Genomic DNA, 21,526 nt, shown 5'->3' with positions numbered 1-21,526 from the left:
ATAATTGGGCAGGTTTCCCTGCCCATTAAATGCTTACTTTTTAGCGCGCTCTTCGAGCATCGCTACTGCTGGCAATACTTTACCTTCCACGAATTCGAGGAAAGCGCCGCCGCCAGTGGAGATGTAGGAGATTTTGTCAGCAATGCCGAACAGGTCGATTGCTGCCAGGGTGTCACCGCCGCCTGCGATAGAGAACGCTTCGCTGTCTGCGATAGCGTTAGCAACGATTTCAGTACCTTTGCGGAAGTTCGGGAATTCGAACACGCCAACCGGGCCGTTCCACAGAATGGTTTTCGCATTTTTCAGGATGTCAGCCAGCTGCTGTGCAGAAGCGTCGCCGATGTCCAGGATCTGCTCGTCTTCTTTCACATCGCTTACGGACTTCAGAGTAGCCGGTGCAGTTTCAGAGAATTCAGTCGCTACGCGAACGTCAGTCGGGACCGGGATGTCGCAAGTGGTCAGCAGACGCTTAGCTTCGTCAACCAGGTCAGCTTCGTACAGGGATTTACCCACGTTGTGGCCTTGAGCGGCAACGAAGGTGTTCGCGATACCACCGCCAACGATCAGCTGGTCAGCGATTTTTGACAGAGAATCCAGAACGGTCAGTTTGGTGGAAACTTTAGAACCGCCAACGATAGCAACCATCGGACGAGCAGGTTCTTTCAGTGCTTTACCCAGCGCATCCAGCTCAGCAGCCAGCAGCGGGCCTGCGCAAGCTACATCAGCGAATTTACCGATACCGTGGGTAGAAGCCTGCGCACGGTGAGCCGTACCGAAAGCGTCCATTACGAATACGTCGCACAGCGCAGCATATTTTTTGGACAGTGCTTCGTCGTCTTTCTTCTCGCCTTTGTTGAAGCGAACGTTTTCCAGAACCACCAGTTCACCGGCAGCGACTTCAACGCCGTCCAGGTAATCTTTTACCAGGCGAACCGGAGCAGACAGTTTGTCTTTCAGGTAGTTAACAACCGGCAGCAGAGAGAATTCTTCGTTGTACTCGCCTTCGGTAGGACGACCCAGGTGGGAAGTTACCATCACTTTCGCACCCTGTTTCAGGGCCAGTTCGATGGTCGGCAGAGAAGCACGGATACGCGCATCGCTGGTTACTTTCCCTTCTTTAACTGGTACGTTCAGGTCCGCACGGATAAAAACGCGTTTACCAGCCAGATCCAGATCGGTCATCTTAATTACAGACATGGTGAATCCTCTCGTTGATTCATAAAGTTTTGTCGACGCTCAAGCGTCGAGCCTGAAACCAATAGCAGCCATCGCTAACGTAGTGTCGAGCATACGGTTAGCAAAGCCCCATTCATTATCACACCAGACCAGCGTTTTGATCAGGTGAGCGCCACTCACACGCGTTTGCGTACCATCTACGATGGCACTGTGCGGGTCGTGGTTAAAATCTACAGAGACCAACGGTAATTCCGTATAGTCAACTATACCATGAAATGCACCTTGTGCTGCTTTTTGCAGCAACTGGTTGACTTCACTGGCTTTTACTGGTTTTTTCACCGTCACGCTTAAGTCGATCGCCGTCACATTTATGGTTGGTACACGCACCGCTATCGCTTCAAAACGATCGTTAAACTGCGGAAAAATTCGCGTGATGCCCGCCGCCAGTTTGGTATCAACCGGAATAATCGACTGGCTGGCCGCTCGCGTGCGACGCAGGTCAGGATGATAAGCATCAATAACCTGCTGATCGTGCATCGCGGAGTGGATCGTGGTGACGGTACCAGACTCAATGCCGTAAGCATCATCCAGCAATTTAATGACGGGTATTATGCAATTCGTGGTGCAGGAAGCGTTGGAAACGATCCGGTGCTCAGCGCGCAGCTGATCCTGATTAACGCCATACACAACGGTTGCGTCGATGTCGTGACTACCAGGATGTGAAAAGAGCACTTTTTTTGCACCAGCGGCAATATGCGCCTCGCCGTGTTCGCGATTGCCGAAGACCCCCGTACAATCCAGCACGATGTCGACACCCAGTTCGCGCCATGGAAGTGCATCGAGTGTTCGCTCATGCAGAATGCGGATAGCGTCATCGCCAACGATGAGCTGGTCACGTTCCTGACGAACATCCCAGGCAAAACGTCCATGGCTGGTGTCATATTTCAACAAATGCGCCATGCCTGCAGCATCCGCAAGTTCGTTGATTGCCACCACGGTGATTTCCGCCCGACGCCCGGATTCATACAAAGCACGAACCACGTTGCGTCCGATGCGACCGAAACCATTAATCGCTACGCGTACGGTCATAGGTCTCCTGCAAGGATTTCTCAGAAACGATGTGGCAGACAGAGTAATGCAGCAAATCGCTCAGGGAAACCTTACCTGTCGCAAACTGCGACTAATTGGTTAATTGTCGAACATTTAATCGACTGAAACGCTTCAGCTAGAATAAGCGAAACGAGGAATAAAAGGAATGATTGTCCAGCAACAGAACACAGTTATCTGACTTGCGTCACATTTTAACGCCCTTCAACGCTAAATTTATTCCATATTCCAGAATGACGAATAACCGTAGCAAAATTATTTCATTGTCGTGTTACACACCCTGATTTAAATCAGAAAGCCCCCTAACCTGCATCTAATCACCAGCGCGAGGTCCGAGTCCCGGAGCCCTTCAATGATGCCGCAGACGGTCTGGATAGCAGACTGAACCGTGCGATTGCGCAACGCGCGGCGCGTTCCGGAAAAGCAAAAAAAACGGGCCGCCTGAGCGACCCGTTTTCACCTGTAATCGAAATTACAGCAGTTCTTTTGCTTTCGCGACAACGTTGTCTACGGTGAAGCCGAACTCTTCAAACAGCAGCTCTGCCGGAGCAGACTCACCAAAGGTGGTCATACCGACGATTGCGCCGTTCAGGCCCACGTATTTGAACCAGTAGTCCGCGATACCTGCTTCCACTGCAACGCGAGCGGAAACCGCTTTCGGCAGCACAGACTCACGGTAAGCGGCATCCTGCTTGTCGAACGCGTCGGTAGACGGCATGGAAACCACGCGAGCCTTCACGCCTTCGGCAGTCAGTTTGTCCCACGCAGCCACAGCCAGCTCAACTTCAGAACCAGTTGCGATGAAGATCAGTTCCGGCTGACCGTCGCAGTCTTTCAGCACGTAACCACCGCGAGCGATGTTTGCCAGTTGCTCTTCGGTACGCTCCTGCTGTGCCAGGTTCTGGCGGGAGAGGATCAGCGCGGTCGGGCCGTCCTGACGCTCAACACCGTATTTCCACGCAACGGCGGATTCAACCTGGTCACACGGACGCCATGTGCTCATGTTCGGGGTCACACGCAGAGAAGCAACCTGCTCTACCGGCTGGTGAGTCGGGCCGTCTTCGCCCAGACCGATGGAGTCGTGGGTGTAGACCATGACCTGACGCTGTTTCATCAGCGCAGCCATACGCACCGCGTTACGGGCATATTCCACAAACATCAGGAAGGTGGAGGTGTACGGCAGGAAACCACCGTGCAGGGAGATACCGTTCGCGATAGCGGTCATACCGAATTCACGCACACCGTAATGGATGTAGTTACCGGCAGTATCTTCGTTAATCGCTTTCGAACCAGACCACAGCGTCAGGTTAGACGGTGCCAGGTCAGCGGAGCCGCCGAGGAATTCAGGCAGCAGAGGACCGAAGGCTTCAATCGCGTTCTGAGAAGCTTTACGGCTGGCGATTTTCGCCGGATTAGCCTGCAGCTTAGCAATGAACTCGTTCGCTTTGGCGTCGAAGTCAGACGGCATTTCACCTTTCATACGACGGGTGAATTCAGCCGCTTCCTGCGGGTAGGCTTTCGCATAAGCAGCGAACTTCTCGTTCCATGCAGCTTCTTTTGCCTGACCGGCTTCTTTCGCATCCCACTGCGCGTAGATTTCAGACGGGATTTCGAACGGCGCGTATTTCCAGCCCAGCTGTTCACGGGTCAGTGCGATTTCTGCATCGCCCAGCGGTGCACCGTGAGAGTCGTGAGTACCCGCTTTGTTCGGAGAACCGAAACCGATGATGGTTTTGCACATCAGCAGGGACGGTTTGTCGGTTACTGCGCGTGCTTCTTCAACTGCGCGTTTAATGGCGTCAGCATCGTGGCCATCAACGCCACGAACCACATGCCAGCCGTAAGCTTCAAAACGCTTCGCGGTGTCATCGGTGAACCAGCCTTCAACGTGGCCATCGATAGAGATGCCGTTGTCATCGTAGAACGCAACCAGTTTACCCAGCTTCAGCGTACCGGCCAGGGAACATACCTCGTGAGAGATACCTTCCATCATGCAGCCGTCGCCCATGAAAGCATAGGTGAAGTGGTCAACGATGTCGTGACCTGGACGGTTAAACTGCGCCGCCAGCGTTTTTTCAGCGATAGCCATACCCACTGCATTCGCAATACCCTGACCCAGAGGACCTGTAGTGGTTTCAACACCGGCGGTGTAACCCACTTCCGGGTGACCCGGAGTTTTGGAGTGCAGCTGACGGAAGTTCTGCAGCTCGGACATCGGCAGATCGTAGCCGGTGAGGTGCAGCAGGCTATAAATCAGCATGGAGCCGTGGCCGTTGGACAGCACGAAGCGGTCACGGTCAGCCCAGGACGGGTTAGTCGGGTTGTGGTTCAGGAAATCACGCCACAGGACTTCGGCAATGTCAGCCATACCCATCGGGGCACCCGGGTGACCGGATTTGGCTTTCTGTACTGCGTCCATGCTCAGCGCACGAATAGCATTGGCAAGCTCTTTACGTGAGGACATTTTGACTCCAGATCGGATAATGAAGGCTGAGCCCTTAACGACTTGACGACAGCGCGTTTTGGGCTACGCCGGAAAAAAGTGCCAACAATGTAACCCAAGCCGCGTGTCATGTACATGGAGCATCCTTTTGCCGCTTCAGAAATCTCTGGATCATGCGCGCAAGTTGCGCAATCTTCTCGCCCGCGTATTGTTCTTTTCTTTATACTTAGGCCGAGCGTCGGTTCACCTGCAAACGACGTAATTTTTAGAATAATCCTGACTTTGTGCGGAAGAGAAAAAATGAAAATTCGCGCTTTACTGCTTGCTACGAGCATGGCTGCGGCATTGACCGGCTGCCAGAACATGGACTCCAACGGACTGCTTTCTTCTGGCGCGGAGGCTTTTCAGGCCTACAGTCTGAGCGATGCTCAGGTAAAAGCGCTGAGCGATCAGGCCTGTAAAGATATGGACAGCAAGGCTACTATCGCCCCGGCCAGCAGCGAGTACGCAACGCGTCTTGGCAAAATATCCGCCGCGCTTGGCGATAACATTAACGGCCAGCCGGTGAACTACAAAGTCTATATGGCGAAAGATGTGAATGCCTTTGCCATGGCAAACGGCTGTATCCGCGTGTACAGCGGCCTGATGGATATGATGACCGACAACGAAGTCGAAGCGGTGATCGGCCATGAAATGGGCCACGTCGCGCTGGGCCACGTGAAAAAAGGCATGCAGGTTGCGCTGGGTACAAACGCCGTACGTGCAGCGGCGGCGTCAGCTGGCGGCATTGTCGGCAGCCTGTCACAGTCGCAATTGGGCGATCTTGGCGAGAAACTGGTGAACTCGCAGTTCTCCCAGCGTCAGGAATCCGAGGCGGATGATTACTCGTATGATTTGTTGCGCAAACGCGGGATCAATCCGGCAGGTTTAGCCACCAGCTTTGAGAAACTGGCCAAACTGGAAGCTGGACGTCAAAGCTCAATGTTTGACGATCACCCGGCATCCGCAGAACGTGCGCAACATATTCGCGATCGCATGAGCGCCGACGGGATCAAATAACCCTTGAACACTGCCGGATGGCGGCGTGAACGCCTTATCCGGCCTACAAGCATCAACCAGCTGTAGGCCGGATTAGCGTTAGCGACATCCGGCAAAACAACTTATTCGCCTTTCTTCGCCGCCTGAATATACAGCATTTCCAGAGCCAGCGTAGCCGCCGCCAGCGCGGTGATCTCAGACTGATCGTAGGCCGGAGCCACTTCAACGACGTCCATCCCGACGATGTTCAGATCTTTCAGACCACGTACCAGCTTGATCGCGCGGTCGGAAGTCAGACCGCCAATCACTGGCGTACCGGTACCCGGCGCAAACGCTGGATCCAGACAGTCGATATCAAAGGTCAGATACACCGGCATATCACCGACAATCTGCTTAACCTGGGCGATGATGTCATCCACGCTGCGATCGTTCACCTGGCAGGCATCCAGCACGGTAAAGCCGTTGTCTTTGTCGAATTCGGTACGGATACCAATCTGCACTGAGTGATTCGGATCGATCAGACCTTCGTTCGGCGCAGTGTAGAACATGGTGCCGTGGTCGAATTCACAGCCGTTAGCGTAGGTGTCGGTGTGGGCATCAAAGTGCACCAGCGCCATTTTACCAAAATGCTTAGCGTGCGCACGCAGCAGCGGCAACGTGACGAAGTGGTCGCCGCCGAAGGAGAGCATGCGCTTACCGGCAGAAAGCAGCTTCTCAGCATGAGCCTGCAGTTTTTCACTCATTTCACGCGCATCACCGAAGGCATAGACCAGATCGCCGCAGTCCACCACGTTCAGGCGCTCGCGCATATCGAAGTTCCACGGGAAGCGGTTATGCTCCCACGCCAGGTTAGTGGAAACCTGACGGATCGCCGCCGGACCATGACGCCCGCCCGCACGACCAGACGTTGCCATATCAAACGGTACGCCGGTGATCACCCAATCGGCGTCGCTGTCGTATGGCATGAAGTTCATCGGCAGACGTAAAAAACCAAAGGCGTTAGAAACCAGGGAGTTGTCGTATTGATGACCTAAGGTGCTCATGTACTGACCTCTTTAAAAATCGATGAAAAAAAATCCCCTCCGCGTCGTTAAGCCCGACGAGGAAGGGATTGATTTGGTAACTGCATATTTACGGCAAATTATCGCCGTTATTTTGTACGGATTCAAGTAAGTGCCAAAAATGCGGCTTCGCTTTATCCGGCCTACTTTCGTAGGCCCGGTAAGCGTAGCGCCAGCAGGCATTTATCGTTACTCATCTTCCAGATAAGTATAACCGTACAGACCGGCCTCAAACTCTTCGAGGAACTGTTGCTGCAGCTCGGTATCCAGATCGGTGTTTTTCACCTGGTCACGGAACTGCGTCAGCAGGGTATTCGGATCCAACTGCACGTACTGCAGCATATCCGCCACGGTATCCCCTTCGTCGGACAATTCCACTTCTACGCTGCCGTCAGGGAAGACGAACACGTCAACCGCTTCGGTATCACCAAACAGGTTGTGCATGTTGCCGAGGATCTCCTGGTACGCCCCCACCATAAAGAAGCCCAGCATCGGCGGGTTCTCCGGGTCATATTCCGGCATCGGCATCGTGGTCGCGATGCCATCACCGTCAACGTAGTGGTCGATAGCACCATCAGAGTCGCAGGTGATATCCAACAGCACCGCACGGCGTTCAGGCACCTGGTTCAACCCTTCCAGCGGCATTACCGGGAACAGCTGATCGATCCCCCACGCATCCGGCATCGACTGGAACAGCGAGAAGTTGACGTAAATCTTATCCGCCATTCGCTCCTGCAGCTCGTCGATAATCGGACGGTGCGCACGGTTGCTCGGGTCGAGTTGTTTCTGCACTTCATGGCACATGTTCAGATAAAGCTGCTCAGCCCACGCGCGCTCTTGCAGGCTAAAGGTACCTGAAGAGTAACCAACGTGAATATCGTGCAGATCCATCTGGCTGTCGTGCAGCCATTCACGCAGTGAACGACGGGTTCCCGGTTCATGCATTTCTTGCCAGGTTTCCCACATGCTTTGCAAAGCACGCGGCGCATCATCAGCCGGAGGCGTTGCTTCTGTGTGTTCGCTACGCTCAACGCCGATAATGTTTGATACCAGCACGGTATGGTGCGCGGTAACCGCGCGGCCAGACTCGGTGATTACCGTCGGATGCGGCAGACCGTGTTCTTCGCAGGCGTCGCCAATAGCCCAGATGATGTTGTTGGCGTATTCGTTCAGGCCGTAGTTTACGGAACAGTCAGACTGCGAACGGGTACCTTCGTAATCCACGCCCAGACCACCGCCCACGTCGAAGCACTGGATATTGACGCCAAGCTTGTGCAGCTCAACGTAGAAACGCGCCGATTCACGTACGCCGGTGGCAATATCACGAATGTTCGCCATCTGCGAGCCAAGGTGGAAGTGCAGCAACTGAATGCTGTCCAGACGACCGCGCTCGCGCAGAATTTCGACCAGCTGCAGCACCTGGTTTGCCGCCAGGCCGAATTTTGATTTTTCCCCGCCGGAAGACTGCCACTTGCCAGAGCCCTGCGACGCCAGACGCGCACGCACGCCCAGACGCGGAACGACATTCAGGCGTTCAGCTTCATCCAGCACGATTGCAATTTCAGACATCTTCTCGATGACCAGATAGACCTTATGGCCCATCTTCTCGCCAATCAGCGCCAGACGGATATATTCGCGGTCTTTATAACCGTTACACACGATCACGCTACGGGTCATTCCGGCATGGGCCAGAACGGCCATCAGTTCAGCTTTGGAACCCGCTTCCAGTCCCAGCGGTTCGCCAGAGTGGATCAGCGATTCAATCACGCGGCGGTGCTGGTTGACCTTGATCGGGTAAACGAGGAAATAGTCACCGTTGTAACCGTAAGATTCACGGGCACGTTTAAACGCGGCGTTAATCGAACGCAGACGGTGTTGCAGGATCTGCGGGAAGCAGAACAATGCAGGCAAACGCTGGCCCTGCGCTTCACGGGCTTTCACCAACTCAGCAAGGTCAACGCGCGCTTCGGGTACGTCTGGATCCGGGCACACGCTGATGTGACCCAGTTCATTGACGTCGTAGTAGTTATTACCCCACCAGGCAATATTGTAAGTACGCAGCATCTTGCTGGCTTCCTGGGAACTCATTGCAACCTCCTGCATGGAGCGTAGTACACCGTGTTCGCCTGCTGACGAAGGCGAACCCAAAGAAATGTCGTCAGACATAGCGAACCTCAATTTTATTAACAAGTGTAAAACAGTTGACTACTATCGCAATCCGAAGACGCGATAACAACCCAAATACAGGCAGAATTTGCAGCAGATAGTGCTGACGCTCCGACTGTGCGACCGGTTTCTTTTTCATATCAATGTAAACACGTAACCGAACTTAATGCTGACGGTTCGGCGAAACCACGAGAAAACTCTTGTTTACCAAGAGCGCCCTTGTTCAGTTCTTAGTGACCGTTACCGGCTCTTGAGTCCTGAGATACGCCGAGATGGGTATACACTTCATCCTTCATGCAGCCACTTTGTTGGCTACGCTCATTCGCCCCAGTCACGTACTACTCGTACGTTCAGGGGACTCATTCACTTGCCGCCTCGACGCAGCATAAATGATTTTGTGTATATAACATCGACAGGTATGCAAAGCAGAGATGCAGATTGCGGGGGACATATGTACACCAGAACGGTGCGACAGATTCTGCAGAATACAACGGTTCATTATCTCGTATCACCTCCACGGTTGCTCCTTACGGAACGAACCCACAAGCCAAAGCTAAAGTTTTAACCCGGCTGGAAGTGGCAACACGATGAAAACGTCGTGTGCTTTTGTATGAGCCGCGCGCCGCGTTTTATACCGATAAGAAAGTCAAAAAGCAAAAGATAAATATGCACATTGCCAGCACCGTCAGGAAAAATTTCCAGTTACATTTTCAGTACAATGCGACCTCAATCAAAAAAAGCTGGAAATCAGGCGAAGAACTGTCCTAAAATAGCCGTCCAGATGTTAATCCATCTATACCGATTAACACTCAGACTGCCAGTGTCCGTCATCTGCAGACTCATGGTAGAATCTTCTACACATGGCTATTCCACTCGACAGTTTGAGCTAACCAAATTCTCCTTAGGTGAAATTAAATATGGCAAAACACCTTTTTACGTCCGAGTCCGTATCAGAAGGGCATCCTGACAAAATCGCTGACCAAATCTCTGATGCTGTGCTGGATGCAATCCTGGAACAGGATCCAAAAGCACGCGTTGCCTGCGAAACCTACGTCAAAACCGGTATGGTTTTAGTTGGCGGTGAGATCACCACCAGCGCATGGGTTGATATCGAAGAGATCACCCGTAACACGGTTCGCGAAATTGGCTATGTGCATTCCGACATGGGCTTTGACGCCAACTCTTGCGCGGTACTGAGCGCGATTGGTAAACAGTCTCCGGACATCAACCAGGGTGTTGACCGTGCCGATCCGCTGGAACAGGGCGCAGGCGACCAGGGCCTGATGTTTGGTTATGCAACCAACGAAACCGACGTGCTGATGCCAGCACCTATTACCTATGCTCACCGTCTGGTGCAGCGTCAGGCTGAAGTGCGTAAAAACGGCACCTTATCCTGGCTGCGTCCGGATGCCAAAAGCCAGGTAACCTTCCAGTATGACGACGGCAAAATCGTCGGTATTGATGCGGTTGTTCTGTCTACTCAGCACTCTGAAGATATCGACCAGAAATCGCTGCAAGAAGCCGTTATGGAAGAGATCATCAAGCCGGTACTGCCGACTGAATGGCTGACCGCTTCGACCAAATTCTTCATCAACCCAACTGGTCGTTTCGTTATCGGCGGCCCGATGGGCGACTGCGGTCTGACCGGTCGTAAAATCATCGTTGATACCTACGGCGGCATGGCGCGTCACGGCGGCGGTGCATTCTCTGGTAAAGACCCGTCTAAAGTTGACCGTTCCGCAGCCTATGCAGCCCGTTACGTAGCGAAAAACATCGTTGCCGCAGGCCTGGCTGACCGTTGTGAGATTCAGGTTTCCTACGCAATCGGCGTGGCAGAACCGACATCTATCATGGTGGAAACGTTCGGTACTGAAAAAGTGCCTTCAGAGCAGTTGACCCTGCTGGTACGTGAGTTCTTCGACCTGCGCCCGTATGGCCTGATTCAGATGCTGGATCTGCTGCACCCGATTTACAAAGAAACCGCTGCTTACGGTCACTTTGGTCGCGAACATTTCCCATGGGAAAAAACCGACAAAGCACAGTTGCTGCGCGACGCTGCCGGTCTGAAGTAATTTAAACCAGACTTAACGCTTATGAAGACCAGCCTCGCGCTGGTCTTTTTTTATACCTATTTCCTCTCCCACATCCATCACCAAACCGCGCTGATTACTATTGCTTTAAATGAAAATGAAAGCGATTACATCACACCATATTTCCCTCTACCTTGAATTAACATCTCTTATCCAGCACACTTGCATCACTGTTACATTATCTTTCATCATTGTCTTAAATTCAGACAACCAACATTATTTAATCTCAATAAATAATGTTAACTTTCAATGAATTAACTAATAACCAGCATGAATGACAGTGTAAGCGATTACACTAATGTGATGTGATTCGCATTTTTTTACCCCGTACTCACCTACCCTTAACATCAACAAAACTAGCTACCCAACCGGAGGGCATCATGCCTGACAATAAAAAAACGGGGCGTTCCAACAAAGCCATGACATTTTTTGTCTGCTTTCTGGCTGCCCTGGCTGGATTACTTTTTGGCCTGGATATCGGTGTTATTGCCGGTGCTTTACCGTTCATCACCGACGAGTTTCAAATTACCCCGCACACTCAGGAATGGGTGGTGAGCTCCATGATGTTTGGTGCGGCGGTAGGTGCTGTCGGCAGCGGTTGGCTCTCCTTCAAACTGGGACGCAAAAAAAGCCTGATGATCGGTGCGATCTTGTTTGTTGCGGGTTCACTGTTCTCCGCCGCTGCGCCAAACGTTGAAGTCCTGCTGGTTTCCCGCGTGCTGCTCGGCTTGGCTGTAGGCGTTGCGTCTTATACCGCGCCGCTATACCTGTCCGAAATTGCCCCGGAAAAGATTCGTGGCAGCATGATCTCCATGTATCAGCTGATGATCACCATCGGTATTTTGGGCGCGTATCTTTCCGATACAGCGTTTAGCTACAGCGGCGCATGGCGCTGGATGCTGGGTGTAATCATCATCCCTGCCCTGCTGCTGCTGGTTGGCGTTATCTTCCTGCCGGACAGCCCACGTTGGTTTGCAGCTAAACGTCGTTTTGTTGATGCTGAACGCGTCCTGTTGCGTCTGCGTGACACCAGCGCAGAAGCCAAACGCGAGCTGGATGAAATCCGTGAAAGTCTGCAGGTGAAGCAGAGCGGCTGGGCGCTGTTTAAAGAAAACAGCAACTTCCGTCGCGCGGTATTCCTTGGCGTTCTGTTACAGGTGATGCAGCAGTTCACCGGGATGAACGTCATCATGTATTACGCACCGAAAATCTTTGAGCTGGCGGGCTACACCAACACCACCGAGCAGATGTGGGGGACTGTTATCGTCGGTCTGACCAACGTGCTGGCAACCTTTATCGCCATTGGCCTGGTTGACCGTTGGGGCCGCAAGCCTACGCTGATCCTTGGCTTTATCGTGATGGCTGTTGGTATGGGCGTGCTGGGTACAATGATGCACGTGGGTATTCACTCGGCATCCGCACAATACTTCGCAGTACTGATGCTGCTGATGTTTATCGTTGGCTTTGCCATGAGCGCCGGTCCGCTGATTTGGGTACTGTGCTCTGAAATCCAGCCGCTGAAAGGCCGCGATTTCGGCATCACCTGCTCTACTGCAACCAACTGGATTGCCAACATGATCGTCGGCGCAACCTTCCTGACGATGCTGAACTCACTGGGCAGCGCCAACACCTTCTGGGTCTACGGCGGCCTGAACGTACTGTTCATCTTCCTGACTCTGTGGCTGATCCCTGAAACTAAAAACGTCTCTCTGGAACACATTGAGCGTAACCTGATGAAGGGTCGTAAACTGCGCGAAATTGGCGCACACGACTAATCACCAAAGGCTTCCTCCCCAGCGGAGGAAGCCTTCCTCTTGCAGTCCCTTCCCTGTCGCACTATCCTCTGGCGTTATGAAAACCTCCCGTCTCCCTATCGCCATCCAGCAAGCCGTTATGCGTAGCCTGCGGGAAAAACTCGCCCAGGCCAATCTCAAGCTCGAACGCCAATACCCGGAGCCAAAGCTGGTTTACCAACAGCGCGGCACCGCCGCGGGTACCGCATGGCTACAAACCTATGAAATTCGCCTTAATCCCGTCCTGCTGATGGAAAACGTCGACGCATTCATTAACGAAGTGGTACCCCATGAACTGGCGCATTTACTGGTGTGGAAGCACTTTGGGCGCGTGCCGCCACACGGGAAAGAGTGGAAATGGATGATGGAAAGCGTTCTGGGCGTACCGGCCCGGCGCACGCATCAGTTTGAACTGCAATCGGTGCAGCGCAAAACCTTTACTTACCGCTGTAAGTGTCAGGAGCACCAACTGACCGTCCGCCGCCATAACCGCGTTGTGCGCGGTGAGGCCACCTACCGCTGTGTTCACTGCGGCGAACCACTGGTTGCAGAATAATCTTCAGAATTATCAGTAGCTTTTCTGACCTAACTGATTGCATACTGGAATAACTTTCGCTACGTTGCGGGCTCGTTTTGACACGGAGTTTGTGATGTACCGTCATTTTTCTTTTGCTGCGGCCCTGTTAGCCGCTGCGTTTTCAGGCCCGGTTTTAGCCGAAGGCATCAACAGTTTTTCTCAGGCAAAAGCAGCAGGCGTCAAGGTTAACGCCGATGCGCCGGGCGATTTCTACTGCGGTTGTAAAATTAACTGGCAAGGCAAAAAAGGGGTCGTTGACCTCGAATCCTGCGGCTATAAAGTGCGAAAAAATGAAAACCGCGCCAGTCGAATTGAATGGGAGCACGTTGTCCCCGCCTGGCAATTTGGTCATCAGCGTCAGTGCTGGCAGGACGGAGGGCGTAAAAACTGCGCCAAAGATCCGGTCTATCGTAAGATGGAAAGCGACATGCATAACCTGCAACCTGCGGTGGGTGAGGTAAATGGCGATCGCGCTAACTTCATGTACAGCCAGTGGAACGGTGGCGAGGGTCAGTATGGGCAATGCGCCATGAAGGTCGACTTCAAAGAGAAAGTTGCCGAGCCGCCAGCCCGCGCCCGCGGTGCCATTGCTCGTACCTATTTTTACATGCGCGACCAGTACGATCTAACGCTCTCCCGCCAGCAAACTCAGCTTTTTAACGCCTGGAATAAGCAATATCCGGTCACCGACTGGGAGTGTGAGCGCGACGAACGCATTGCAAAGGTACAGGGGAACCATAACCCATATGTGCAACGCGCTTGCCAGGCGCAAAAGAGCTAACCTACACTAGCGTCAATATTTTTAACCATGCCCTGGCCTTTCGTAGCCCAGGGCCATGACGCGGATGTTTAACTATGCGCATTCCTCGCATTTATCACCCTGAGCCAATCACCTCCGGCAGCCAAATTTCACTGTGTGAAGATGCAGCCAACCATATCGGCCGCGTGCTGCGTATGGGACCGGGCCAGGCGCTACAGCTGTTTGATGGCAGCAATCAGGTATTCGACGCTGAAATCACCCACGCCAGTAAAAAAAGCGTGGACGTGAAGGTACTTAACGCTGAACTCGACGATCGTGAGTCGCCGTTGCACATCCACCTGGGTCAGGTGATGTCGCGCGGTGAAAAAATGGAATTCACTATCCAGAAATCGATCGAACTGGGTGTAAGCCTCATTACGCCACTTTTTTCTGAGCGCTGCGGCGTTAAACTGGACAGTGAACGCCTGAACAAGAAGCTCCAGCAGTGGCAGAAAATCGCCATTGCCGCCTGCGAACAGTGCGGTCGTAACCGGGTGCCCGAAATTCGCCCGGCAATGGATTTGGAAGCATGGTGCGCGGAACAGGACGAAGGTCTGAAACTGAACCTGCATCCGCGCGCCAGCGCCAGCATCAATACGCTGCCGCTGCCGGTGGAGCGCATCCGCTTGCTGATTGGCCCGGAAGGCGGGTTGTCGGCAGATGAAATTGCCATGACCGCACGTTATCAGTTTACTGATATTCTGTTAGGACCTCGCGTTCTGCGTACTGAGACAACCGCGCTCACCGCCATTACTGCGCTACAGGTGCGTTTTGGCGATCTGGGCTAAGGCATAAACGGAGAAGAAAATGATCAAGCTCGGCATCGTGATGGATCCCATCGCAAGCATCAACATCAAGAAAGATTCCAGCTTCGCTATGCTGCTGGAAGCGCAACGTCGCGGTTACGAAATTCATTATATGGAGATGGCCGATCTTTATCTGATCAACGGTGAAGCCCGCGCCCATACGCGCACCCTGAGCGTAGAGCAGAACTACGACAAATGGTATGAGTTCAAGAGCGAGCAGGATCTCCCGCTGGCAGACCTGGACGTTATTCTGATGCGTAAGGATCCGCCATTTGATACCGAGTTCATCTACGCAACCTATATTCTGGAACGTGCAGAAGAAAAAGGGACGCTGATCGTCAACAAACCGCAGAGCCTGCGCGACTGCAACGAAAAGCTGTTCACCGCATGGTTTGCCGACCTGACGCCGGAAACGCTGGTCACGCGTAACAAAGCGCAGCTGAAAGCCTTCTGGCAAAAACACAGCGACATCATTCTCAAACCGCTGGATGGTATGGGCGGCGCATCTATTTTCCGTGTGAAGGAAGGCGACCCGAACCTTGGCGTCATTGCTGAAACGCTGACCGAGCACGGTACCCGCTACTGCATGGCGCAGAACTATCTGCCAGCAATTAATGATGGCGATAAACGCGTCCTGGTGGTCGATGGCGAACCCGTTCCTTATTGCCTGGCGCGTATTCCGCAGGGCGGCGAAACCCGTGGCAACCTGGCCGCTGGCGGTCGTGGCGAGCCGCGTCCATTGACCGACAGCGACTGGGAAATTGCACGTCGCATTGGGCCAACGCTGAAAGCGAAAGGTTTGATTTTTGTCGGTCTGGATATCATTGGCGATCGCCTGACGGAAATTAACGTTACCAGCCCAACCTGTATTCGTGAAATTGAAGCGGAGTTCCCGGTTTCGATTACCGGTATGCTGATGGATGCCATTGAGGCGCGTTTGCAGAAATAAATACGTTGCCGGATAGCGACGCCATCGCGTCTTATCCGGCCTGGAATTGCACCCCGCAGGCCGGATTAGGCGAAGCCGTCATCCGGCAATGCTATCTTCAGAGGGTGACATCTTCGAGCTTTGCCCACATACTGGGCTCTGTTGCTTTTTTGAACCAGGAAACAGAACCTCTGACAATGAATTTACAGCATCACTTTCTTATTGCCATGCCTGCTCTCCAGGATCCGATTTTCCGCCGTTCCGTGGTGTACATCTGTGAACATAATGAGAACGGAGCAATGGGGATTATCGTTAATAAGCCTCTGGAAAACTTACAAATTGAAGGGATTCTGGAAAAGCTGAAGATTACCCCAGAAGAACGCGATCCGGCCATTCGTCTGGATAAACCAGTGATGCTCGGCGGCCCGCTGGCGGAAGACCGTGGATTTATTCTCCACACTCCACCCTCACGCTTTGCCTCCAGTATTCGCATCTCAGATAACACCATCATCACAACCTCCCGCGATGTACTAGAAACCCTGGGTACGCAGGAGCAACCGTCCGAAGTGCTGGTTGCGCTGGGTTATTCATCATGGGAAAAAGGTCAACTGGAACAAGAGCTACTGGATAACGCCTGGCTCACGGCGCCCGCAGACCTCAACATCTTATTCAAAACGCCGATTGCCGACCGCTGGCGCGATGCGGCGAAGCTTATCGGGATAGATATTCAGACCATGCCTGGCGTGGCGGGACATGCCTGATGAGCGGAACATTACTCTCTTTTGATTTTGGTACGAAAAGTATTGGTGTTGCTGTTGGTCAGCGCATTACCGGTACGGCGAGACCGTTGCCCGCCATTAAAGCGCAGGACGGTACGCCAGACTGGAGTTTGATTGAACGCCTGCTGAAAGAATGGCAGCCGGATGAAATCATTGTCGGCCTACCACTCAACATGGATGGCACAGAACAGCCCCTTACCGCGCGCGCGCGTAAGTTCGCTAACCGTATTCACGGTCGCTTTGGCGTAACCGTAACGCTGCACGATGAACGCTTGAGCACCGTCGAGGCCCGCTCCGGCCTGTTCGAACAAGGCGGATACCGGGCGTTGAATAAAGGCAAAGTGGACTCCGCTTCTGCCGTTATTATTCTCGAAAGCTATTTCGAGCAGGGCTACTAAAGCCGACCCTGCGCCTGGCGCTGCTGCTGGCTCTGCGTAAACGTCTGCATACCTGTCTGCTGCCCGGTTTGAATTACGCCGGGTAGCTGATGCGTTTTCCCTTCACGAATCAAATTGCCCACGGCTGGCGTGTTGACGAGCAGCTCAAATAGCGCCACGCGTCCTCCCAACTTATCTTCCTCCAGCTTTTGCGAAAGTACCGCCCGTAGGCTGTCTGCCAGCTGATTACGCACCGGATCTTTCTCCTGTGCGGGAAAGGTATCCACCAGCCGCGCGATGGCCTGCGCCGCCCCTCGCGTATGTAACGTTGCCAGCACCAGATGCCCGGTTTCCGCTGCCGTTAATGCCAGACGAATGGTTTCCGCGTCGCGCAGTTCGCCCAGCAAAATGACGTCGGGATCTTCACGCAGCGCGCCGCGTAAACCGGCGGCGAAAGAAGCGCAGTGTACGCCCACCTCCCGTTGGTGAATAAGACAACGCTGGCTGGTGTAGCGATATTCAATCGGGTCTTCCAGCGTCAGAATATGCCCCGCAACATGCTGATTCAGGTACTCTACCATCGCCGCCAGAGTCGTTGATTTACCGCTACCGGTAGCGCCTGTCACCAGAATTAACCCATTTTCACTGCGCAGCAGTTCAGGTATGACGTCAGGGGTCTGGAGATCGTCTAAACGTGGGCAATCAAGCGGGAGCAATCTTAGCGCCAGCGAGGTTCCCTGTTGATGAGCAAAAGCACTGGCGCGCAGCCGCCGGGAACCTGCCAGCGCAATAGCAAAATCCAGCTGCCCCTGTTCCTGCCACTGTACCTGTTGTTGCTCACTGAGCCAGCACATCAGCAGATTCTCCACGTCAGGCGTAGTAAAGGGTGCGATTTCGACTTTTCCACGTATGCGCCAGCGCGCAGGCCATGCATTGCACAGGTGTAGATCCGACACGTTATGCTTTACACTAAGGGCCACTATTTCTTCCATATTCATATGAACATCCTCGGAAAATGAACGATATCGCGCATAACCTGGCACATGTCCGGGACAAAATCTCAGCCGCCGCGACGCGTTGCGGGCGGTCTTCAGAAGAAGTTACGTTGCTTGCAGTCAGTAAAACCAAACCTGCGAGCGCCATCGAAGAAGCCATTGCCGCCGGGCAGCGTGCCTTCGGTGAAAACTATGTGCAGGAAGGGGTGGATAAAATCCGCTACTTCCAGGAAAAAGGCGTCAACGATCTGCAGTGGCACTTTATCGGCCCGCTGCAGTCCAACAAAAGTCGTCTGGTCGCCGAGCACTTTGACTGGTGCCATACGATCGACCGTCTGCGTATCGCTGCCCGTCTGAGCGAACAGCGCCCGGCGGAACTGCCGCCGCTCAATGTACTGATTCAAATTAATATCAGCGATGAGAACAGTAAGTCAGGAATTCCGCTGGCAGAGCTTGATGCACTAGCCGCTGAAGTCGCTGCACTGCCGCGCATTACCCTGCGTGGTCTGATGGCGATTCCGGCTCCAGAGTCAGATTATGTAAGGCAGTTTGAAGTTGCACAGCAAATGGCGGTAGCATTTGCCGGGTTGAAAACACGCTACCCAGGCATCGACACTCTCTCACTGGGAATGTCTGATGATATGGATGCCGCCATCGCGGCGGGTAGCACGATGGTGCGCATTGGCACTGCCATTTTTGGTGCTCGTGATTACACTAAAAAATAAGGAAAACTAAGGAACACCATGAATACGTTGACCTTCCTGCTCTCAACGGTAATTGAGCTGTATACCATGGCGCTGCTGCTGCGCGTGTGGATGCAATGGTCTCGCTGCGATTTTTACAACCCGTTCTCGCAGTTTATAGTGAAAATCACTCAGCCCATCATTGGGCCGTTACGCCGCATTATTCCCCCGATGGGACCGATCGACAGCGCATCGGCATTAGTTGCGCTCGTTCTCAGCTTTATCAAAGCAATCGTGCTGTTTAAGGTGGTCACGTTCCAGCCGATCATCTGGATCGCCGCCGTACTGATTGTCCTGAAGACTATCGGGCTGCTGATTTTCTGGGTGCTGCTGGTGATGGCAATTATGAGCTGGGTCAGCCAGGGCCGCAGTCCTGTAGAGTACGTGCTGATTCAACTGGCAGATCCGCTGCTGCGTCCTATCCGTCGCATACTTCCAGGCATGGGCGGGATCGATTTCTCCCCAATGATTCTGGTTCTGCTGCTCTACGTTATTAACATGGGCATCGCGGAAGTGTTGCAGGCGACAGGCAACATGCTGCTGCCGGGGCTGTGGATGGCGCTATGAGTGCCGTTACACCCTGCGACGACGGTCTAGTTTTACGGCTCTACATTCAGCCTAAAGCCAGCCGTGACAGTATTGTGGGTTTACATGGCGACGAAGTTAAAGTCGCCATTACCGCCCCGCCAGTAGATGGCCAGGCCAATAGCCATCTGGTGAAGTTTCTCGGCAAACAGTTCCGTGTGGCAAAAAGCCAGGTCGTCATTGAGAAGGGCGAGCTTGGTCGTCACAAACAGGTTAAAATCATTCATCCGCAACAGATCCCGCCCGAAATTGCGGCGTTAACTGATTAGGTATCCTATGCAAAAAGTTGTCCTCGCGACCGGCAATGCCGGTAAAGTGCGTGAACTCGCCTCTCTTCTGAGTGATTTCGGTCTTGATGTTGTTGCCCAAACGGAACTGGGTGTTGATTCTGCAGACGAGACCGGGCTGACGTTTATTGAGAACGCCATTCTGAAGGCGCGTCATGCCGCGCAAATTACCGGCTTACCGGCCATTGCTGATGACTCAGGTCTGGCAGTAAATGCCCTTGGCGGCGCGCCGGGTATCTATTCAGCCCGCTATTCCGGCGAAGATGCGACCGATCAGCAGAACCTGGAAAAACTGCTTCACACCCTGCAGGATATTCCTGATGACAAGCGCCAGGCGCAGTTCCATTGTGTGCTGGTGTATATGCGCCATGCAGACGATCCAACGCCTGTTGTGTGCCACGGAAGCTGGCCGGGCGTGATTACCCGTGAACCTGCCGGAAACGGTGGTTTTGGCTACGACCCGATCTTCTTTGTGCCGTCTGAAGGGAAAACCGCGGCTGAGCTGACCCGTGAAGAAAAGAGTGCGATTTCTCACCGCGGACAGGCACTGAAGCTGTTGCTGGATGCCCTGCGTAATGGTTAAGCTTCCACCGCTAAGTCTTTATATTCACATCCCGTGGTGCGTGCAGAAATGCCCGTACTGCGACTTCAACTCGCATGCGCTAAAGGGCGAAGTCCCTCATGACGACTATGTGCAGCATCTGCTGAGCGATCTGGATACTGAGGTGGCCCACGCCCAGGGACGTGAAGTAAAGACGATTTTTATCGGTGGTGGCACGCCGAGCCTGCTTTCTGGCCCGGCGATGCAAACGCTGCTCGACGGCGTGCGAGCACGGCTGAATCTGGCCGAAGATGCAGAAATCACGATGGAGGCGAATCCCGGGACGGTGGAAGCCGATCGCTTTGTGGATTATCAACGCGCTGGCGTCAACCGTATCTCGATTGGCGTACAGAGCTTTAGCTCCGCCAAACTCGAACGTCTGGGACGTATTCACGGGCCGGAAGAAGCCAAACGAGCAGCACACCTGGCGAGCGGTCTGGGGCTACGCAGCTTTAACCTCGACCTGATGCATGGTTTGCCGGATCAGACGCTGGAAGAGGCGCTGGGTGATTTACAGCAGGCCATCGCGCTCAACCCACCGCATCTTTCCTGGTATCAGTTGACCATCGAACCCAACACGCTGTTCGGTTCCCGACCGCCGGTTTTACCGGACGATGACGCGCTGTGGGATATTTTTGAGCAAGGCCACCAGCTACTGACCGCCGCGGGATATCAGCAGTACGAAACCTCAGCCTACGCCAGACCGGGTTATCAGTGTCAGCACAACCTTAACTACTGGCGTTTTGGCGACTATCTTGGCATTGGCTGCGGCGCACACGGTAAGATCACATTCCCTGACGGACGAATCCTGCGCACCACCAAAACACGGCATCCGCGTGGGTATATGCAAGGGCGTTATCTCGAAAGCCAGCGCGATGTCGCCGAAGCCGATAAGCCGTTCGAGTTCTTCATGAATCGTTTCCGGCTGCTGGAAGCCGCGCCTCGCGCGGAGTTTACGCAATATACCGGTCTTACCGAAGACGTTATTCGTCGACAGATCGATGAGGCTATTTCCCAGGGCTACCTGAGTGAATGCGATGAGTACTGGCAGATTACCCAACACGGTAAGCTGTTCTTGAATTCGCTGCTGGAGCTGTTTCTGGCGGAGTGATGGCTGGTGAACGTAGGCCTGATAAGCGTAGCGCCATCAGGAAAATTGCCGGATGGCGGCTGCG

Annotated in this window: 21 protein-coding genes and 1 pseudogene; 14 read left to right on the top strand and 8 right to left on the bottom strand. The window is 53.5% G+C overall.

Features of this window, described 5'->3' with window-relative positions:
• Positions 1 to 33: 33 nt before the first annotated feature.
• From pgk to tkt, 3 genes are all read right to left on the bottom strand, one after another.
• Positions 34 to 1,197, bottom strand: coding sequence for a phosphoglycerate kinase (pgk, locus tag OGY33_RS05350; RefSeq protein WP_003027032.1), 1,164 nt, complete (start codon positions 1,195 to 1,197; stop codon positions 34 to 36).
• 39 nt (positions 1,198 to 1,236) lie between these two features.
• Complete coding sequence (gene epd, locus OGY33_RS05345; RefSeq protein WP_008785759.1) at positions 1,237 to 2,265, bottom strand: erythrose-4-phosphate dehydrogenase; 1,029 nt, start codon at positions 2,263 to 2,265, stop codon at positions 1,237 to 1,239.
• 490 nt (positions 2,266 to 2,755) lie between these two features.
• On the bottom strand, positions 2,756 to 4,747 hold the full coding sequence (tkt, locus tag OGY33_RS05340) for a transketolase (RefSeq protein WP_003825453.1): 1,992 nt from the start codon (positions 4,745 to 4,747) through the stop codon (positions 2,756 to 2,758).
• A 279-nt stretch (positions 4,748 to 5,026) separates the two neighbouring features.
• On the opposite strand from tkt, the gene loiP reads away from it, so the two are divergent.
• Positions 5,027 to 5,785: a metalloprotease LoiP gene (loiP, locus tag OGY33_RS05335; RefSeq protein WP_032944921.1), complete on the top strand. Its 759-nt coding sequence runs from the start codon at positions 5,027 to 5,029 to the stop codon at positions 5,783 to 5,785.
• Positions 5,786 to 5,886: 101 nt separating this feature from the next.
• Here the strand turns inward: loiP and speB are convergent, their stop codons facing one another.
• From speB to yqgG, 4 genes and pseudogenes are all read right to left on the bottom strand, one after another.
• A complete protein-coding gene (gene speB / locus OGY33_RS05330; protein ID WP_003027056.1) occupies positions 5,887 to 6,807 on the bottom strand; it encodes an agmatinase in 921 nt (306 codons plus the stop codon).
• Positions 6,808 to 7,014: 207 nt separating this feature from the next.
• The gene (gene speA, locus OGY33_RS05325; protein WP_071692619.1) at positions 7,015 to 8,991 is read right to left on the bottom strand and encodes a biosynthetic arginine decarboxylase; all 1,977 of its coding nucleotides are present in this window, start codon (positions 8,989 to 8,991) and stop codon (positions 7,015 to 7,017) included.
• Positions 8,984 to 9,130: an acid stress response protein YqgB gene (yqgB, locus tag OGY33_RS05320; RefSeq protein WP_071692618.1), complete on the bottom strand. Its 147-nt coding sequence runs from the start codon at positions 9,128 to 9,130 to the stop codon at positions 8,984 to 8,986. The genes speA and yqgB overlap by 8 nt, the downstream gene beginning before the upstream one ends.
• 258 nt (positions 9,131 to 9,388) lie before the next feature.
• Positions 9,389 to 9,490, bottom strand: a pseudogene (gene yqgG, locus OGY33_RS05315) (small protein YqgG); the annotation flags it as partial.
• Positions 9,491 to 9,908: 418 nt separating this feature from the next.
• Between yqgG and metK the strand changes: the two are divergent.
• The 8 genes from metK (at position 9,909) to ruvX (ending at position 17,161) form a co-directional block, all read left to right on the top strand.
• On the top strand, positions 9,909 to 11,063 hold the full coding sequence (gene metK, locus OGY33_RS05310) for a methionine adenosyltransferase (protein ID WP_020996311.1): 1,155 nt from the start codon (positions 9,909 to 9,911) through the stop codon (positions 11,061 to 11,063).
• 398 nt (positions 11,064 to 11,461) lie between these two features.
• Positions 11,462 to 12,856 (top strand): galactose/proton symporter, encoded by a 1,395-nt coding sequence (galP, locus tag OGY33_RS05305; RefSeq protein WP_008785766.1) that lies wholly within the window; start codon positions 11,462 to 11,464, stop codon positions 12,854 to 12,856.
• Positions 12,857 to 12,932: 76 nt separating this feature from the next.
• Entirely contained in the window at positions 12,933 to 13,430 is a 498-nt protein-coding gene (locus OGY33_RS05300; protein WP_003825440.1) for a SprT family zinc-dependent metalloprotease, read from the top strand.
• Positions 13,431 to 13,524: 94 nt separating this feature from the next.
• A complete protein-coding gene (endA, locus tag OGY33_RS05295; protein WP_008785767.1) occupies positions 13,525 to 14,232 on the top strand; it encodes a deoxyribonuclease I in 708 nt (235 codons plus the stop codon).
• A 74-nt stretch (positions 14,233 to 14,306) separates the two neighbouring features.
• On the top strand, positions 14,307 to 15,038 hold the full coding sequence (rsmE, locus tag OGY33_RS05290) for a 16S rRNA (uracil(1498)-N(3))-methyltransferase (RefSeq protein WP_008785768.1): 732 nt from the start codon (positions 14,307 to 14,309) through the stop codon (positions 15,036 to 15,038).
• Positions 15,039 to 15,057: 19 nt separating this feature from the next.
• On the top strand, positions 15,058 to 16,005 hold the full coding sequence (gene gshB, locus OGY33_RS05285) for a glutathione synthase (RefSeq protein WP_191238140.1): 948 nt from the start codon (positions 15,058 to 15,060) through the stop codon (positions 16,003 to 16,005).
• Positions 16,006 to 16,181: 176 nt separating this feature from the next.
• Entirely contained in the window at positions 16,182 to 16,745 is a 564-nt protein-coding gene (locus OGY33_RS05280) for a YqgE/AlgH family protein (protein ID WP_003027086.1), read from the top strand.
• A complete protein-coding gene (gene ruvX / locus OGY33_RS05275) occupies positions 16,745 to 17,161 on the top strand; it encodes a Holliday junction resolvase RuvX (protein WP_003825428.1) in 417 nt (138 codons plus the stop codon). The genes OGY33_RS05280 and ruvX overlap by 1 nt, the downstream gene beginning before the upstream one ends.
• On the opposite strand, the gene OGY33_RS05270 is transcribed toward ruvX, so the two are convergent.
• On the bottom strand, positions 17,158 to 18,138 hold the full coding sequence (locus OGY33_RS05270) for a type IV pilus twitching motility protein PilT (RefSeq protein ID WP_191238139.1): 981 nt from the start codon (positions 18,136 to 18,138) through the stop codon (positions 17,158 to 17,160). The genes ruvX and OGY33_RS05270 overlap by 4 nt on opposite strands.
• A 17-nt stretch (positions 18,139 to 18,155) precedes the next feature.
• On the opposite strand from OGY33_RS05270, the gene OGY33_RS05265 reads away from it, so the two are divergent.
• From OGY33_RS05265 to hemW, 5 genes are read left to right on the top strand one after another with little or no spacing between them, the layout of a single operon-like run.
• Positions 18,156 to 18,860: a YggS family pyridoxal phosphate-dependent enzyme gene (locus OGY33_RS05265; RefSeq protein ID WP_103284733.1), complete on the top strand. Its 705-nt coding sequence runs from the start codon at positions 18,156 to 18,158 to the stop codon at positions 18,858 to 18,860.
• Positions 18,861 to 18,878: 18 nt separating this feature from the next.
• Positions 18,879 to 19,445 carry a YggT family protein gene (locus OGY33_RS05260; protein ID WP_003825417.1) on the top strand — a complete coding sequence of 189 codons (567 nt, stop codon included), beginning with the start codon at positions 18,879 to 18,881 and terminating at the stop codon, positions 19,443 to 19,445.
• A complete protein-coding gene (gene yggU, locus OGY33_RS05255; RefSeq protein WP_003027101.1) occupies positions 19,442 to 19,732 on the top strand; it encodes a DUF167 family protein YggU in 291 nt (96 codons plus the stop codon). Before OGY33_RS05260 ends, yggU begins: the two co-directional genes overlap by 4 nt.
• Before the next feature lie 7 nt (positions 19,733 to 19,739).
• Positions 19,740 to 20,333 carry an XTP/dITP diphosphatase gene (locus OGY33_RS05250; RefSeq protein WP_003825414.1) on the top strand — a complete coding sequence of 198 codons (594 nt, stop codon included), beginning with the start codon at positions 19,740 to 19,742 and terminating at the stop codon, positions 20,331 to 20,333.
• The gene (gene hemW / locus OGY33_RS05245) at positions 20,326 to 21,462 is read left to right on the top strand and encodes a radical SAM family heme chaperone HemW (protein ID WP_003825412.1); all 1,137 of its coding nucleotides are present in this window, start codon (positions 20,326 to 20,328) and stop codon (positions 21,460 to 21,462) included. Before OGY33_RS05250 ends, hemW begins: the two co-directional genes overlap by 8 nt.
• Positions 21,463 to 21,526: the final 64 nt, after the last annotated feature.

It is taken from the genome of Citrobacter sp. Cpo032 (assembly GCF_030332975.1).
Lineage (GTDB): Bacteria > Pseudomonadota > Gammaproteobacteria > Enterobacterales > Enterobacteriaceae > Citrobacter > Citrobacter portucalensis.
This window is presented reverse-complemented; position numbering and strand designations above follow the sequence as displayed.

Excerpts from the sequence above, each read along its gene's own strand:
- pgk (WP_003027032.1), bottom strand. The coding sequence starts at position 1,197 with ATGTCTGTAATTAAGATGACCGATCTGGATCTGGCTGGTAAACGCGTT.
- epd (WP_008785759.1), bottom strand. The coding sequence starts at position 2,265 with ATGACCGTACGCGTAGCGATTAATGGTTTCGGTCGCATCGGACGCAAC.
- tkt (WP_003825453.1), bottom strand. The coding sequence starts at position 4,747 with ATGTCCTCACGTAAAGAGCTTGCCAATGCTATTCGTGCGCTGAGCATG.
- loiP (WP_032944921.1), top strand. The coding sequence starts at position 5,027 with ATGAAAATTCGCGCTTTACTGCTTGCTACGAGCATGGCTGCGGCATTG.
- speB (WP_003027056.1), bottom strand. The coding sequence starts at position 6,807 with ATGAGCACCTTAGGTCATCAATACGACAACTCCCTGGTTTCTAACGCC.
- speA (WP_071692619.1), bottom strand. The coding sequence starts at position 8,991 with ATGTCTGACGACATTTCTTTGGGTTCGCCTTCGTCAGCAGGCGAACAC.
- yqgB (WP_071692618.1), bottom strand. The coding sequence starts at position 9,130 with ATGAAAAAGAAACCGGTCGCACAGTCGGAGCGTCAGCACTATCTGCTG.
- metK (WP_020996311.1), top strand. The coding sequence starts at position 9,909 with ATGGCAAAACACCTTTTTACGTCCGAGTCCGTATCAGAAGGGCATCCT.
- galP (WP_008785766.1), top strand. The coding sequence starts at position 11,462 with ATGCCTGACAATAAAAAAACGGGGCGTTCCAACAAAGCCATGACATTT.
- OGY33_RS05300 (WP_003825440.1), top strand. The coding sequence starts at position 12,933 with ATGAAAACCTCCCGTCTCCCTATCGCCATCCAGCAAGCCGTTATGCGT.
- endA (WP_008785767.1), top strand. The coding sequence starts at position 13,525 with ATGTACCGTCATTTTTCTTTTGCTGCGGCCCTGTTAGCCGCTGCGTTT.
- rsmE (WP_008785768.1), top strand. The coding sequence starts at position 14,307 with ATGCGCATTCCTCGCATTTATCACCCTGAGCCAATCACCTCCGGCAGC.
- gshB (WP_191238140.1), top strand. The coding sequence starts at position 15,058 with ATGATCAAGCTCGGCATCGTGATGGATCCCATCGCAAGCATCAACATC.
- OGY33_RS05280 (WP_003027086.1), top strand. The coding sequence starts at position 16,182 with ATGAATTTACAGCATCACTTTCTTATTGCCATGCCTGCTCTCCAGGAT.
- ruvX (WP_003825428.1), top strand. The coding sequence starts at position 16,745 with ATGAGCGGAACATTACTCTCTTTTGATTTTGGTACGAAAAGTATTGGT.
- OGY33_RS05270 (WP_191238139.1), bottom strand. The coding sequence starts at position 18,138 with ATGAATATGGAAGAAATAGTGGCCCTTAGTGTAAAGCATAACGTGTCG.
- OGY33_RS05265 (WP_103284733.1), top strand. The coding sequence starts at position 18,156 with ATGAACGATATCGCGCATAACCTGGCACATGTCCGGGACAAAATCTCA.
- OGY33_RS05260 (WP_003825417.1), top strand. The coding sequence starts at position 18,879 with ATGAATACGTTGACCTTCCTGCTCTCAACGGTAATTGAGCTGTATACC.
- yggU (WP_003027101.1), top strand. The coding sequence starts at position 19,442 with ATGAGTGCCGTTACACCCTGCGACGACGGTCTAGTTTTACGGCTCTAC.
- OGY33_RS05250 (WP_003825414.1), top strand. The coding sequence starts at position 19,740 with ATGCAAAAAGTTGTCCTCGCGACCGGCAATGCCGGTAAAGTGCGTGAA.
- hemW (WP_003825412.1), top strand. The coding sequence starts at position 20,326 with ATGGTTAAGCTTCCACCGCTAAGTCTTTATATTCACATCCCGTGGTGC.